The following is a 15,779-nucleotide window of genomic DNA, read 5'->3' as shown; positions in this document are numbered from 1 at the left end:
ACCCCGTTTGTTAGGAGACACTTGATATTGCAGTAACCGGAAGACCCCGGAAGATCCTGGAAGATGCCGGATGAAGCCTTGATAAAAAGGGCTTTTCATAGGGTCAAAAGGGTATGAAGGCCCAGAACGTTTTGTCTTTCAAACCCGGCCACAATGGCCCATACAGGACATCAAGTCGATTTGCGGACACTTCGTCTTTCATACTCCCCCACCCCACTCCAGCCCTTGAAAATAAGGCTTTGCGGCACTGCGGAGTCCGATAATGGCCTTTATGTTGAGTTTGGAGTGTTCAGTTAGATGTGCCGAACCGGAAAGTGCGGCTGCTTCGGGTGATCAGCTTTCCAGAAACAAAATAAGTAATATTTTTCAAACAAATACGCGAAACATAACCTTGGAAACCCGCTGTCAAACTGGAAAGGGATTTCTGCTCCTCAAGGGGAACTGAGTCCCTACCCACCGCAATACAGAGAACGGCGGCTGTGAGCCCTCTACGGTCGTTAACCCTTTGCTGAGATGCTGCAGGTGCATTGGGCCGTTTGCAAACCAATTTTGCCTCAAGGTGAGACCTCAAAAGGGCAGAATTAACCCGCGTTGAGTAGCATAGGATACAGCTCACGGCCTTTGAAAGTTGCCTCGACAGCCAAGCCTTTAAGGAGGAATGAAACTGGGAGCGTTAACCTGTTCAGACTCTGTTTTCGGAGGGCTTGACCGGGCGGTCGGTAAAGTGCTCGCAGCACGGGCTCACGTTATCTATGAACGAGTGCTTTTCTAAAAAGTGCCAGCCGACACTTTGTCGGCTGGGTCTGTTATCTTGAGATTATTGGCGGCCCCAAATTTGGTCGTAGACCAGCTGAGCGATCAGCCTATGACCAGTCAGGTTTGGATGAACCGCACCAGTTATTCTTTTGTCGCCGGGTTGAGTGATAACTGTATCATTGCCCGTTCTTATCGCACGCGTTTCGCTTTCATAAGCATAAGGGTTCCAGTCCCACACCGCCCAGTATGGTTTAGTGTTCGGGAGGTTCCCACGCGTTCCCTTCCACCACCCGTAACCGACAAACGCATCACGTGTTTCACAAACGAAAGAGATTCCACGGGCGCGTGCTGTGCTTGAAAGAACTTCTCGCAGTTCGTCAAACTGCTTCAGGGCGAGCCCGGCTTCACTTGCTGTAAGGTTAAATTGCCAGCGGCGTAAGTTTCGTCCAGGAAAATCGCTCATGGATCGGATGAGGCCCCTTGAAGTAGCGGTTTTCAACCCATTCCAGGCGCCTTGAGGGTTGAAAACCTTGGCAGGGTCTCCGGGTACTCGAAAGTCCGTTGCGGCAAGCGGCTCGCATGCAGGATTGGGAGAGGCAGTATCGCGCAAAGGGTCGGGGTATTGTGCCATCACAATCTGCTTGGGCTCTAGTCCTAAACGGTGTTCCAAGATGTTGAACAATAAGGTGTATCGCTCTTTCATTCCTAACGACCCAGTTTGGCCGTTGGTCAAGTCACCCGAATGATAGTTGTTTTTTCTATCCAACTTTCTGCAATAACGGGCGAGTTGTCGATTGTCTTTGGAAGCCACCCGATACGCCGGGCTGGGGCAGACTTCAGGGAACAGGAGATTGCCGACGGTGTTTAACTTCCATTGGGTAGGAACAACAAAATACTGCACGATATCTGCAAAACCCATACTGTTCCCACCTTCGTTTAAGAGAACATAATCCGGAGTACGGATTTTGCCTGTTTCGCAGGTTAACAAGCCGGACTGCGGGAAGTGTCCATCGTTTTCCTCACGGATGCTCTGTGTATATCGGCTAAAGTTGTCCAGTTTCGGGTTTGGTATCAGGTTGCTGTGGCTGCGCGGCCGATTACCTGGACCGCCCCTGCGATGGAAAGCGTGAATGTTAATGTCGCCGGTTTCCTCTTTTGAAACCGCCTCATAAGCTGGTGGCGCTTCACCAAGTGGTTTCCCATCTTGACAGAGCTCACGGATCGCAAAATTGACTTGCGAGTAAGGGACATAAACTCCTTTACCCCAGGCTTGGTATTGCGGAACAAGCAAGCCATCGAAGGCTTCAGCTCCCGTGCAGGCGTAATGTAGGAAAGAAACGTATGCGTGCGGGTTTTCCGACGCGAGTTTAAGTGCAGTAAGACTCTGGTGGCTATAAAAGCTGCGATGGCAGGTATCGTCCACCCAGTGGTTGACTTCGGCATCGGGTGCCTCCGCTGGTGAATTTAGACGGTTTTTGTAATCGACCAACCATTCCAGCTCATTGTTTCCAGGAAGGGTTTGAGCTGGTTTCCAGTCACCAGGGTAGTCTGGGTTGCCTTCTCCAGAAGCGTAGCTGTCTCCTAGGCCCACGACAACTATGTGCTCTGGGTTGACAAGTTCTTCGAATTCTTTGCCGTCAAAGGTTACTTGCACTTTGGTACCTGCAAGCGGTACCTGAAACACAAAATCTATTGCGCAAGGCTGCGTTACTACTTGCCCCTGCAAAGACCAAGTGCATTGCGATTGCGACGCCACTCTGGCGACGGCGGTAACCGTCGTGCTGGCATCGCTTTCGTTTCTGACATAGCTCAGAATCTTGTCCCTATGCTGTTTCGCACGCTGATCCCAGTGCATGTTTTCGTGCTGACCAGCTTTGAGTGCAGCGTGATAGGGTGAAGGCAAACCTTCAGCCGACAACCGCTTGTGCCAATCCTCAAAGCTCTCCCCCGCGGCCAACTTGTAGCGATCAAACAGGTCCGCTGGATCCTGCTGTGTCGCGAAAGGGCCAAACCTGTTTACGACTTCCCATTCGATCATCTGCGAGCTTTCTTCAGCGGAGTGGCCGAGGGAAGGTGTAAGCGCCGCAAGTAGCACTGGTGCTCGAAAGTAACGCAAAATAGTACCTCCAAAAATTAATTGAAAAACGATATTTGGTTAGTTGATCACCCACGCATTCAGCCCTTGATTGATTGTCAATTCAAGTCCTATTGGCGCCCATGACCGCCTGACAATGATATGCGGGCATCTCGGCCTATGCAGGTCAGTTCTCAACATCTAAGAGCGGGCAGTTCATTGGCGGCGCGCCGTAGAAATGAGGTGAGAGCTTATTTCGGAACAAGCTGTGTTCATTCGACATTTGCATTTTTTCGGCACGCACGAACAGCAGGCCAGTTGAGGCTGTACTGCAGCGTGGCTGGACTGGATGTGCGTCTCCTTCAGGCCGCCAGGTCGAAAAGTGTTGGCGGTTTGTAACTTCGCAGCTGCAGCTTTCAGTTCCAAGCAGAAGCGCGGGGCCACCCAAGCTGCATTTGCAGCGAAAGTCAGCTTTGTCCGGATTTTGTGGAAAAACTATCGTTTGCGCGCGCAGAAGTATCCGTTCTGAATTCGGCGCAAGCGCCTTTCTTGTCAGGCTTTTCGTGTTTGCTGCGGTGCAGGAAGGATCTTGGCCAGTTTGCGGAGGTTTTGGGCGGTGGCGGCGAGGAGGAATTCGTCATTTGCGCCGCACGGCCCGCGTAATCGTAGTCGTCCCAGCCCGAGAATGCGTTTGAGGTGGGCGAAGAGCATTTCGACCTTCTTCCTGAGCTTCATCGCGATCTGGTATTCTTCGGTCTTGGCCAGATCCCTGGCGACCTGACGCGCATCTTCGTGCTCTTCGCGGGTGATCTTGCGTGCATCAGCGTTGGGGCAGCATTTTTGCTTGGACGGGCAGACCTGGCAGACTTCTTTCAAGGCGCGATAGCGGGCTGTGCCCTTGCCCGTCGGTCGCCGGTTCGGATCAGAGTAATTCCGGCGGAACTGCTTAAGCGCGTGACCCTCGGGGCAGATGTATTGATTATTCTCTGCATCCCAATCGAAATCTGTGCGTGTCCATGTCCCATCGGGGCGTCCGGCCTTGTCTATCACAGGGATGTAAGGATCGATCTTGCGCTCCACGAGCCAGCCAAGCATTGGGCCTGAACCATAGGCTGTGTCGGCGATCATCCAGTCAGGGACCAAGCCGAACTTTTCTTTCATCCGCGTCAGCATGGTTTTTGTCGATCCAACCTCGGCTTGCCGGATGGAGCGTGTGGGCTCCACATCCAAGATGACACCGTGATCCGTGTCGATGAGATAATTGTCGGAATAGCTAAAGAATGCAGGGCCTTTGCGGGCTGCTGTCCACTGACTGGCGGGATCGGAATGCGAGGTGAACTTGGGTTGGACATCGCTCGCCGCACCGAAGGCTGCCTCGTCGAGCGTGTCGAGATACTCTCGGACTGCGCGGGGTGCATCTACGGCATCGATGGACGACGCATCCCATTCTTCCTTCGGTGTTGAGTTTTGCTTGTTCGCATCGGCTTCGATCAGACTGGCATCGACTGCCATGCGCTGACCGCTGGCGAGACCTTCCTCGATACAGCGGGCGACGGTCGTCTCGAACAGGTGTCGCAGAAGTTCGCTGTCGCGAAAACGCCCATGCCGGTTCTTGGAAAACGTTGAATGATCCGGGATCCTGTCGGTCAGGTCGAGGCGGCAAAACCAGCGATACGCGAGGTTCAGATGCACCTCCTCGCAGAGCCGCCGCTCAGACCGGATGCCGAAGCAATATCCGACCAGCAACATGCGGATCAGTAGCTCAGGATCAACTGACGGGCGGCCTGTGTGACTGTAGAAATCGGCAAGATGGGCGCGGATACTGCTCAGCTCGACGAACCGGTCGATGGATCGAAGCAGGTGATCCGTGGGGATGTGATCCTCCAGCGAGAACTCGTAGAACAGCGCCGGTTGCGCTTCCTGCCTCGGTCCCATCATCGCCAATCCTCCCCTCAATTACAGGAATTGAATCAGCAGTTCAGCTCTCGATCAAGGAAGAGTTTTTCAACAAAATATCCGCATACCAGACCTTAGGCACCCCTGCCAGGCTGAGGACGGTCACAGTGCTCTAGGAACCAATAAGGGCCATTATGTTGAGTTTGGAGTACTCAGTTGGTGTCGCCGAACCGGAAAGTGCGGCTGCTTCGGGTGGTCGGCTTTCCAGAATCGGAATAAGTGAATGGTTTCAACCAAATACGCGAAACATAACCTTGGAAACCCGCTGTCAAACTGGAAAGGGATTTCGGCTCCTCAAAGGAAACTTAGTCCCTACCCACCGCACTGCAGAGAACGGTAGCTTTGAGCCCTAAGTACCGGATGCTGCATGACGCTCGAAGGTCGGCTTTTTGGGTTTCGTTCATCGCGATACAATCTGACTTGCCCCTCGTGCAAGACGAAAATCGGCGAGGCGCAGGCATGTCGAAACGCGGCAAGACGATATCAAATCAAAAATAATGGGTTCTTTCTGAGTTTAAAGGCATTCACGCTTCAGAGCTAGTGTTTCATGTTAATCATTGATTTAAATAGAAAATGCAACCTTGCAAGGATTGCGAACTATGCTTACAAGCCCGCAACCTTAGGCTTCAAACGAACCCATTTCCCCTGAGATGGACTGCCTGTCTGTCAAGTTCGTCTGTACTTGACGACTGCGGAATAGATTAGCGGCACATTACCGAAGAGGATTTACCCAATGTTACATTTATCTGGCACCCGATTTTGGGCGGCGGTGCTGCTTGGCCTATTTGCCGGGCTTTCCCACCCTGCGGAAGCACAAGAGACCGCTGCCGCAGAGGATCCAGACACGCTTCAGCTGGAGTGTGATGCCGGTGAGATGTTCAGCTGTTACAGTTTGGGACATTTGTACTATTCCGGTGAAGGCGTCGATTGGGATGAGACCAAGGCGGCTGAACTCTACGTGCAGGCCTGCGAAGGAGGGTTTGAACCAAGCTGTGCAGATGCGGGCTTTATGTATCAGCGTGCACGCGGCGTTGCGGCTAATCTTGAGCGTGCTGCAAAGTATTTTGGCACTGGGTGTGAGGCTGGAGAATCCTGGGCTTGTGAAGACGTCGGCCGCATGTACGAGCTGGCTAGTGGTGTTGCGCAGGATTACGAAGAGGCGGTTCGCTACTACAATTTGGCCTGCAATGCCGGAGAGACCCTGGGATGTGCTTATCTGGGGGCAATGTATGAAGATGGGCGTGGCACAGCGCAAAGCTATGAACTTGCCGTAGAAAAATACGAAGCAGGCTGCTATCAGGGCGCCGTCTCCTTGGCCTGTATGCGACTGGGGTTTCTTACGCAAAGAGGTCAAGGCACGGAACGAGACGCCAAACAGGCGATGCTTCTACATTCCTATGCCTGCGATAGCGAGCAATGGGGCAGCTGCCGGGCTCTAGGTGGAATTTATGAACACGGCGACGTTGGGATTACAAACAAACGCCTTGGGCTGAGCCTATACATTCAGTCTTGCGAGGGTCGCTATGGCTATGACGCAGATGGTTGCTCCTATGCTGCAACCCTCTATGAAAATGGCAAAGTTGTCCCTCAAGATTACAAGTTAGCTGTGCAGTATCTGGAACGCAGCTGCGAAGGCAACTCAGGTAACGGCTGCGCAAAACTTGGCGCATCCTACGCTCACGGTAATGGTGTGGATGTCGATCTTGAACAAAGCCTGCACTTCTCAGAACGAGCTTGCGAATTAGGCAATGGGTTTGGCTGCTACAACAGTGGTGTGTCCTATTGGTTTGCCAGAGGTGTCGAGGAAAACGTGACAATGGCCGCGAAACGATATGAAAAAGGATGTCGCCTTGGCCACGATTTAGCCTGTACAAACATCGCTGCCGCCTACGCCGCAGGAAAAGGGGTGGAGCAAGACTTCAACAAAGCTTTCGAACTCTACCAGCAGTCCTGTGACAAGGGCGACGCCCTAGCCTGCCACAATCTTGGTTGGGCCTATCGCAAGGGAGAGGGCGTGCCTTCCGACCTCGCTAACGCACAGGAGCACTTTCTGATGGCTTGCGAAATGGGACACCTCAGCGGCTGCACCGCTGCTGGCTATCAGTATCTTCACGGTGAAGGCGTTACCCAAGACAAAGAGGCAGGGCTGCGCTTTCTCGATCAGGCTTGCGAAGGGGGGCATGAAAACGCCTGCGAGCTGTTAGAATAAGAACGCGGTTAGTCCCAAATTGGCCTACCACCGCCCCGGTTTTGTTGTTGGAGTGAGGCGGTGGTTCCCTTGATGGAAGCCTAGTCATTCGTTCTAGGTACAACACAGGGTAAGACACTTTCAGGAAAGGTGGGAAATGTGAATTCGCTGCATCTGCGAAAATATGCGCCTCGACGAGTGAAAGCCGACACTCAATGTCTGCACGGCCTGTGCATCCTTGCGCTTTCTTGGGCCAAGAACAGCAAGGCGCCGATAGTGATGTTTGCACAGCCAGAATAGTTTGGGTGTGATTGTAGGTGTGAACAGACCAAATCAGACCCTTTCGACTACGCAATTTCAGTTTCAGAGGACGGTTTAATGACCTCTGTAGAAATTTGAGTGAACCTCTGCTCTTCACGGTAGATGCAATGTTGTTTTCCGCGAACATGTACGGCAATCCAATAGGTGGTCCTCTTTTTCAAGTCACGGAGGCGGTTGTTCCGCGTTGTACGAGGCTGAGATTGCATTTGAAACGAAAGAGGCCACGGTCCTCTGAAGTAATGTAGGAGGAGAAATGGCCTCCTGCCATTTGGCCAATGCGCCCGGCGGGTATCCTGACAGTTGAAAGCCCGGGTTCTGTATCAGCGGACCCTTTGAAATCACCGATCCCCATGATCGACAGGTCTTGGGGAACCTGAACTCCAATCCTTTGCGCCGCAAACAAAGCCCCTTGAGCAATAACGTCGTTTCCGCAAAGAATTGCCTTGGGGCGTTGGTCCTGGGTCAGCAAGTCCAGTGTCATCTGCTTGGCCTGGGCGATGCTATAAGGGGCTTCCGGCTGCCATTCCTCAGGGACTGAAATTCCCGCTGATTGGAACACCTCCAATGCGCCGGCTTTACGCTGCCTGGCCCTATCGTTGTTCTGAGTGGCCGGGAAGATCAACCCGATTTCCCGATGACCAAGGCCGACCAGATGACGCGCGGCCATGCGCCCCGCTTCAAGGTTGTCAGCCCCAACGCAGGGGATCGGCGAGTCCTGATCGTGGGTCCAAATAGCGAGCGTTGGTACATCCTGCTGCTCCAGCAAGCGAAAGGTCTCCTGAGTATGATCAAGCCCGATCAACGCCAGACCATCGACTCTGTGTTCCATCAGCTTGCGGATCATTTCGTATTCGCGGTCCAGATCATAGCCGTGCGAGGCGATCAGTAGGGTGAAGCCCTCCTGATCAATTGCGTCGGAGAAGGCCTGGATCACCTCGGCAAAGATTGCGTGGTTGATGGTAGGAACAACCAGACCGATAGTGCCAGAGCGTCGCCCGTGCATTGATTGCGCCGCGCGGTTGCGGATGTAGCCCAGCTTTTTCACCGCCCGGTCGATCTTCTTGCGAGTCGCCGGGTTCACCAGGTCTGGGTGATTGAAGCTGCGAGACACGGTAGACGCAGAAACTTTTGCGGCATTTGCTACCGCGATGATGTCAATCTTACTACGTTGTTTTATTTTCATAAAAACCTTCTAACCGAGTCATTTTGTGAAAACATTTGCAATACTATTTTCATCCCCTAACCTGATTTGTCAATGAGGCGAGGAAACCGTCTGTTAGCGGGTTGGGAGGCCCTGAATGGAATTCATCTACTACTTTGGCGATGTCTTCTCGCCCTTGTCTTTTATGCTGCTGCTCGGCGGCACGATCGGCGGGCTGATACTAGGTGCGACCCCTGGACTTTCGCCGACCATGGCCGTGGCGCTGCTCATCCCCTTCACGTTCCAACTGGAGGCCACGCAGGGTTTGATCCTTCTGGGAGCTGCTTATACGTCAACTGTGGCAGGCGGCGCGGTCTCCGCGATCCTGCTGAAGATCCCCGGCGCTCCAGCAAATATCGCCACCACCCTGGACGGTCACACGATGGCCAAACAGGGGCATGGGGCAAAAGCTCTGCAACTGTCCTTCCTCTCCTCAGCCGTGGGCGGTATCTTCGGCGTATTACTGCTGATTTTCCTCACGCCTGTCTTGGCTGACTGGGCGCTCGCCTTTGGTCCATCGCATCTGTTCTGGATGGCCATTCTTGGGGTCACAGTGATTGGCTCGCTCGACTCCGCCTCCGTGGTAAAAGGACTGCTGTCGGGCTGCATCGGCCTGTGGCTGTCCACAATCGGCTTTGACGACATCATGGGCGCGCAGCGTTTCATCTTCCACCCTAGTTTAGGTGGTGGCATCAACATCATCGCAGCCCTCATCGGCCTATTCGCCATCCCACAAGTGCTGACCATGTTTGCCAAGGGCCGCAATTCCGGTGCGGCCGAGGTGATCGCGGTGCAAAAACACTCGGTTCTGGACGCCATGCGCGAGCTGATCCGGCGTCCTCGCGCCCTGACTATCGGCACCGTCACCGGTTCCATCATCGGGCTTATTCCCGGTGTCGGCGGACAAATTGCCGGACTGGTGGCCTATGATCAAACTAAGAAATTCTCACCCGAGAGCGAAAAATTCGGCAAAGGCCATTCGGAAGGGGTGATCGCGGCAGAAAGCGCTAACAATGCCATGGTTGGCCCCTCGCTGGTGCCTCTGTTGACGCTGTCCATCCCCGGTAGCCCCACCGCTGCCGTTCTTCTGGGCGGGCTGTTGATCCACGGAATTTTCCCCGGATCAGATCTTTTTGACAACCACCCGGAAGTCGCCTGGACCTTTATCAACTCGATGCTGATCGGGCAGATCCTGATGTGCCTCTTTGGGCTCTACATTGCCGGGTTCGCGGCACGTGTCGCGCAAGTGCCACAATCGGTTATGGCGGCCGTGGTCCTAGCCCTGTCAGTCTTTGGAGCCTATTCGGTGCAAAGTTCGATGGGTGATGTTTACGTGATGGCTTGCCTAGGGATCATGATGTTCTTCTTCGAACGCTACGGTTTTTCAGCCGCACCTCTGGTACTGGGGCTGATCCTTGGCCCGATTGCAGAGGCCAACTTCATCCAGGGCAGCATGATCGCCAACGCAACCGACGGTCTGACCACCTATTTCCTGGGCGGGGCTCTCAACAAACTGCTGATCATCATTGTCCTTGCCTCGATCGCTTACTCCGCCTGGATGGAGCTGCGCCCACGCCGTCTCCAGGCACCTGCCGACAAAACGGAGGCCCGCACATGAACCGCACGCAGCATATTCTGCCCTCCGGGCTTGTCTTTGCGGTTGGTGTCTGGGTCACATGGATCAGCTACACGCAAGCCCCGGCTGAGGCCTTTCTGTTCCCACGGTTGATCGCCACCGTTTTTCTGGTGCTGGCGGGCTGGACCTTTGCCAAGGCGTTGATGGGCAAATCCAAGGTTGGCACTGGCCTGTCGCGCAGCATGATGCTGAACATCCTGCCCGGGCTTGCCGTGATGGGAATCTACGTCTTCTGGGCCGCCAAGGCCTTTGGATTTTACACCGCCACGATCGTCGCCTTCTTTGTCCTGCTGTCGCTCTACGATCCGGCTTCGCATCGCGATGCGCGGGTCTGGGTCAAACGGGCGGTGATCACCGCAGGCTTCATTACAGTGATGTATGCGCTCTTTGCGCTGCTGCTGAAGGTCTACACCCCGCGCGAAATACTATTCTGAGCCGTAAAAATGCGGTCACACCTTTAGGGAGGAAACGCGAAATGAAACACCTACTAGCAGGGGCAGCCATTGCCCTGATGAGCCTGACCGGAGCCGTCGCAGCAGAGGAATACCCGGAACGACCGGTGATGATGGTGGTCTCCTACGGGGCTGGTGGAGCGACCGATTTTCAGGCCCGGATCGTGACCATGACCGCTGGCAATGAGGACGCATTGGGTATGCCCATCGCGATCCTGAACAAACCGGGTGCTGGTGGACGCGTCGGCTGGAACTGGTTTGCCACGCAGGCCGATGCTGATGGCTACACACTCGCGGCTTATAACGTGCCGCATTTCATTGCCCAATCGATCAAGGGTGGCGTGCAATACTCCACCGACAGTTTCGAGCCGATCGCAAACTGGGGCGCGGACCCAGCGGTATTTGTCGTCGCCGCAGATAGCCCCTTCAATTCGATGCAGGATGTAGTGAACCATGCCAAGGAAAACCCAGGCAAACTGACCTTCTCAGGTGCGGGCCTGTTTGTTGGCCACCACATAGCGGCACTTCAAATCGAGAAGGCTGCGGGCGTGAGGATGGCCTATATCCCAACAAAGGGCGGTGGTGCGGCAGCGATGAAAGCCGTTATCGCAGGCGAAGTTCTGGGCGGGGTCAACAATCTGTCTGATGCCTTCCGTGCCCGGGAGGCTGGCAACGTAAAGATCCTCGGAGTGGCAGATCTGGAGCGCTCTGACTTCCTGCCCGACGTGCCCACGATGATGGAACAAGGGCTGGACGTGGACAATGCATCGGTCAATTTCCGCGGCGTGATGGTCCCCAAAGGCACTCCGCAGGAGGTGATCGACAAACTCGCCGCCACGGTGCCGGAGATGTTCAAGAACAGCCGTGTGGCCTCCAAAATGCAGGCAGGCGGATCGCCCATGCTTGTGATGAACCGCGAAGAAGTACAGGCCATGTGGGCCAAGCGTCAGGAGACCCTGCAGGCGCTTCTCGCCGGTCTCTGATCCCAATACTCCCAAGGGGCGGGAGACGAGCAGCCCGCCCCGCATTTTTTCAGGACATGAAGCAATGACACTTGATGCTGATCAGGCTGCGGTCGACCAGATCGTGGCGCGCGCCCACTCGGCGCAGACCACCTACGAGGCGGGCGCCACGCAATCGCGTTATGACCGCGCGGCCCTTGCGGCTGGCTGGGCTATTATGGAGCCGGGCCGCAACCGCTCACTTGCTGAGCTGGCAGTAAAAACAACCGGGCTTGGCAATGTGGCTGATAAGATAACCAAGAACCACCGCAAAACTCTAGGCCTGCTGCGCGATATTCAGCACGCAAAAACCTGCGGTGTGGTCAGTGAGGACCGGGAAACTGGTCTGACCGAAATTGCCCGCCCGGTGGGGGTGGTCGGCGCTGTCGTGCCCTCGACCAATCCGGCAGCAACACCCGCCAACAACATCATAAATGCGCTGAAAGGCGGCAACGCCATTGTAGTCGCCCCCTCGCCCAAGGGGGTGGCGGCCTGCGAGATGCTGCTGGGCTATATCCATACAGAACTGGACAAATTGGGGCTGGACCGGCATCTGGTGCAAATGATCCCAGCGCCAGGCTCCAAGGCAAAGACACAGAGGCTGATGGAGTCTGTTGACCGGGTCATCTGCACGGGCAGCCAGAACAACGTGGCCCGCGCACAGTCTTGTGGCACGCCTGCAGTGGCCGTAGGCGCTGGAAATGTGACCGTTATCGTGGATGAAACTGCCGATCTGGCAGCGGCGGCGGCCAAGATTACCGCGTCAAAGTGTTTTGATAACGCCACCTCCTGTTCATCCGAGAATGCTGCAGTAGTGGTCGATGCAGTCTATGATGCATTTGTGGCTGCAATGGCTGTCGAGGGCGGCGCATTGGTGAAGGCCAATGCCGCGCCGGGTATCATCGCAAAACTCTGGCCCGATGGGCATCTGAACCGAGCTGTGATTGCGCAGGACGCAGACAAGATGATGACGGCACTCGGGCTTGATGGAAAAGTGCCCCCAGAAACCAGGTTCATAGCCGTGGAAACGGATGGCATCGGCCCAGACCACCCTCTTTCAGGCGAAAAACTGAGCCGCGTGTTGGCACTCTACCGAGCCAGTGATTTCGCAGCAGCCAAGGCAACCACCGCACGCATCCTTTCGCACCAGGGCGCTGGGCATTCCGTCGGCATCCACACCGCTGAAGACGCCCGCGCAATCGAACTGGGCCGTGATCTGCCCACCTGCCGGGTGATCGTCAATCAACCGCATACCTTTGCAACCGGGGGATCCTTCAACAACGGGATGCCATTTTCCCTGTCGATGGGCTGCGGTAGCTGGGGCGGAAATTCCATCGATACCAACCTCAACTGGCGGCACTTTATCCAGACTGCAAAGGTGATCCGCGAAATCCCAGCGCGCGAACCGGCGGTGAAAGATATCTTTGCCGATTACTGGGCAGAGACGGGACAATGAAACTGCGTCCGGACAGCCCGCCTGAGGGCACGCTGCGTGACTGGATTGATGCGCGGGCAGAAAGAGGCGGTGATGGATTTGTCTTTCCCGAGGGGGAGCCGGATCTTGACTGGTCCGAGCTGCGCGACACCTCTCGCCGTATTGCCATGACGCTGACGGAACGCGGCGTCGCACACGGAGACAGCATCGCGATCATGATGCCAAATGGCCGCGCGGCGCTGGAATGCCTGTTTGGCGTGCTATATGGCGGGTTTCGCGCCACAATGATCAACCTCGCGGCTGGATCGGATGCTATATCGTACGCTTTGGAACACTGCGAAGCCCGTTTTGCATTTGTAGGTACAGCGCAAGCCGAGATGTTCAGAGGCGCCGCAAAAGACCTTACAATTGTGGCGCTGAAACCAGATCTTGCCCCTGTTGGCAGCGTGGATTTGTACGAGGTTCTGCCAGAAAGCCATGCGCTTTTGATGTACACCTCAGGCACCACCGGGCGGCCGAAGGGAGTCATTCACACGCAAACCAGCCTGCTTGCTGGCGGCTGGACAACTGCAGTTGCCCATCAATTGTCACCTGCAGACCGCGGGTTCTGCGTCCTGCCCATATGCCATATCAACGGACTTTGCGTCACTGTGATGGGCGCACTGGTGTCGGGGGGCACGCTTGCAATGGTGCCCAGGTTTTCAACCAGCCGGTTTTGGGCACAGGTGGCTGAAGCGCGGGCAAGCTGGATTTCCGTTGTGCCAACAATCATTTCGCACCTGCTCCACTCGGAAATCGATCCTAACGCCGCTGTCCGGGCAAGATTGCGCTTTGGCCGTTCGGCGTCTTCGGCTTTGGCGCCAGATGTGCAGCGTGCCTTTGAGGAGCGGTTCGGTTTACCGATCATCGAGACCATGGGCCTCACGGAAACGGCGGCACAAATCTTGTCCAATCCGCTGCCTCCGGGGCTCCGAAAAATTGGGTCTCCGGGCATTGCCTTCGGGAACGAGGCCGCAATTCTTGCGCCAGACCTGGCAAAGGCACCGCACGGCGAGGAGGGTGAACTCGCCGTAAGGGGGCCAAATGTGATGATGGAATACCTCAAAAACCCGGATGCTACAGCGAACACATTCACCCCCGATGGCTGGCTGCGCACAGGCGATCTGGGACGGCAGGATGAGGACGGCTACATCTTTGTCACCGGCCGCCTGAAGGAATTGATTATCAAGGGCGGTGAAAATATCGCGCCCCGTGAAATCGATGAGGCGCTCTATTCTCACCCGGATGTTGTCGAGGCCGCGGCCTTTGCCCGCCCCTGTCCCAGTTACGGCGAGCGCGTAGAGGCGGCAGTGTCACTGGGTGCTGGGTCGACAGTAACAGAAGAGGAACTTCTCGCAATTTGCCGAGAACGCCTGGGCACCTACAAGTCGCCGGACAGGATCCATTTTCTACCAGAACTTCCGAAAGGTCCGTCAGGAAAGATCCAGCGCTTGAGACTACAAGAGGCCAACCTGGGCAGGATCTGATCTTTTCATGAACATAATATTCTCCTTTCGCGGCAGCTCACTTTTCGTTTGGCTCTAGGCCGGTTTACGCAAAATGGGCTGTCCAGATCGGTGGTGGTTTAGCCTGCGCTTTTGAAGTTGGCCGATTTATAGATCTTGCGCACGCGGAGAAGGAGCACTAGCTTAGCGGCAGGTTTGGGACGGTCGCGCTTCCTGGTCCCACATCGCTTCAAGGACCTTGCAAAGGTCACTATCTGCGCATAGCCGACATCTTAGGCTGCTCGTGCGGCGAAAAGCCACTCCGTCTCGCATACCAGACCTTAGGCATTCCTTGCTAGGCCGAGGACGTCACCACGCTCTACGGAACCAGTATGAGCGGTAAGTTTAACTTCCGAACAGGAAAGTAGAGCGGGAGTTGTGGTCACGCTTTCAAGAACAAGAAGAGCTACTCAAGAGGTGTCTCCCTAGGGGGGCTGACAGACTTCGGGAAGGTATTTCATGCGTGATCAGAAAAAACCTTCAAAAATGAGAGGTCGCCTCACCACTTATGCCCCGACCATACGACCTCACCGACTATGTTTTCAGCAATGGATTTCATAGCTTCAGCTGTGCGGTGTTCGGTCGGAAATTTTGACTGGTCCGGATTGTCACTGCGGATGATTATGGCGTGACCGGGAACCACTTCAAGACGCTTGATGCGGGTGCCGTCGGCGGGGTCGTTGTAGGCATAGACGTGGCCGCTGTGAATTTCGCGTTTGTTGCGGTCGATCATCACCAGATCACCGTCATAGATGCTAGGTTGCATGCTGGCCCCATGTGCTGTGATCAGGACGCTGGAACCTGGATAGATGCCGTTTTGTGACAGCCACCTTTTTGAGAAGGCCAGGTGGTCGATCGGAGGTCGATCGAGATTGATATAGCCACCATCCGCCGTCGCCTCCACATCGTGGCAGGCCACGGTGGCAAAGGGCTGGCCGTCCAATTCGAATCCATGGTCCGCATCCAGCGCGTCAGGTTCTTTGAAATAAAGGTCGACGGCGATCTCCTCCGCATGTTTGGCCACCGCGATTGGGTGGCCATATTGCTCCTGCACTTTCTTGACTACCGCGGGAACTCTAATACCTGTCAAAATGTAGGCGATGTCGGCACCGGCTTCCCGAGCTGCTATCAGGTATTCCCCAGAAGGTGAGCGTTTGTTGTTTTCATAGTTGAATTGAGCATTTTTTTTAACGCCAACAAGTTGCCCCCAAGCAT

At 55.2% G+C, this 15,779-nt stretch carries 10 protein-coding genes; 6 read left to right on the top strand and 4 right to left on the bottom strand.

What is annotated here, in order from left to right; all coding sequences use genetic code 11:
• Positions 1-817: 817 nt before the first annotated feature.
• A complete protein-coding gene (locus AN476_RS21110) occupies positions 818-2,794 on the bottom strand; it encodes a hypothetical protein (protein ID WP_054463750.1) in 1,977 nt (658 codons plus the stop codon).
• A 588-nt stretch (positions 2,795-3,382) separates the two neighbouring features.
• Complete coding sequence (locus AN476_RS21105) at positions 3,383-4,768, bottom strand: IS1182 family transposase (protein WP_054463749.1); 1,386 nt, start codon at positions 4,766-4,768, stop codon at positions 3,383-3,385.
• A gap of 787 nt (positions 4,769-5,555) precedes the next feature.
• On the opposite strand from AN476_RS21105, the gene AN476_RS21100 reads away from it, so the two are divergent.
• On the top strand, positions 5,556-6,995 hold the full coding sequence (locus tag AN476_RS21100; protein WP_172684872.1) for a tetratricopeptide repeat protein: 1,440 nt from the start codon (positions 5,556-5,558) through the stop codon (positions 6,993-6,995).
• Positions 6,996-7,452: 457 nt separating this feature from the next.
• Here AN476_RS21100 and AN476_RS21095 read toward each other — a convergent pair whose 3' ends face one another.
• Positions 7,453-8,478 (bottom strand): LacI family DNA-binding transcriptional regulator, encoded by a 1,026-nt coding sequence (locus AN476_RS21095; RefSeq protein ID WP_054463747.1) that lies wholly within the window; start codon positions 8,476-8,478, stop codon positions 7,453-7,455.
• A gap of 115 nt (positions 8,479-8,593) precedes the next feature.
• Between AN476_RS21095 and AN476_RS21090 the strand changes: the two genes are divergently transcribed.
• The 5 genes from AN476_RS21090 (at position 8,594) to AN476_RS21070 (ending at position 14,546) form a co-directional block, all read left to right on the top strand.
• Positions 8,594-10,114, top strand: a complete 1,521-nt coding sequence (locus AN476_RS21090) for a tripartite tricarboxylate transporter permease (protein ID WP_054463746.1) — start codon at positions 8,594-8,596, stop codon at positions 10,112-10,114.
• The gene (locus AN476_RS21085) at positions 10,111-10,566 is read left to right on the top strand and encodes a tripartite tricarboxylate transporter TctB family protein (RefSeq protein WP_054463745.1); all 456 of its coding nucleotides are present in this window, start codon (positions 10,111-10,113) and stop codon (positions 10,564-10,566) included. The genes AN476_RS21090 and AN476_RS21085 overlap by 4 nt, the downstream gene beginning before the upstream one ends.
• A 41-nt stretch (positions 10,567-10,607) precedes the next feature.
• Positions 10,608-11,567 (top strand): tripartite tricarboxylate transporter substrate binding protein, encoded by a 960-nt coding sequence (locus AN476_RS21080; RefSeq protein ID WP_054463744.1) that lies wholly within the window; start codon positions 10,608-10,610, stop codon positions 11,565-11,567.
• Positions 11,568-11,631: 64 nt separating this feature from the next.
• Positions 11,632-13,041, top strand: a complete 1,410-nt coding sequence (locus AN476_RS21075; protein ID WP_054463743.1) for an aldehyde dehydrogenase family protein — start codon at positions 11,632-11,634, stop codon at positions 13,039-13,041.
• Positions 13,038-14,546: a class I adenylate-forming enzyme family protein gene (locus AN476_RS21070; protein WP_054463742.1), complete on the top strand. Its 1,509-nt coding sequence runs from the start codon at positions 13,038-13,040 to the stop codon at positions 14,544-14,546. The genes AN476_RS21075 and AN476_RS21070 overlap by 4 nt, the downstream gene beginning before the upstream one ends.
• A gap of 517 nt (positions 14,547-15,063) precedes the next feature.
• Here the strand turns inward: AN476_RS21070 and AN476_RS21065 are convergent.
• Positions 15,064-15,779: helix-turn-helix transcriptional regulator (locus AN476_RS21065; protein WP_054463741.1), on the bottom strand; the 716-nt coding region annotated here is incomplete at its 5' end.

Origin of the sequence: Phaeobacter sp. 11ANDIMAR09, from assembly GCF_001294455.1 — a bacterium.
GTDB lineage: Bacteria > Pseudomonadota > Alphaproteobacteria > Rhodobacterales > Rhodobacteraceae > Pseudophaeobacter.
The sequence above is the reverse complement of the archived record's forward strand: the minus strand, read 5'-3'. Positions and strand labels throughout refer to the sequence as shown.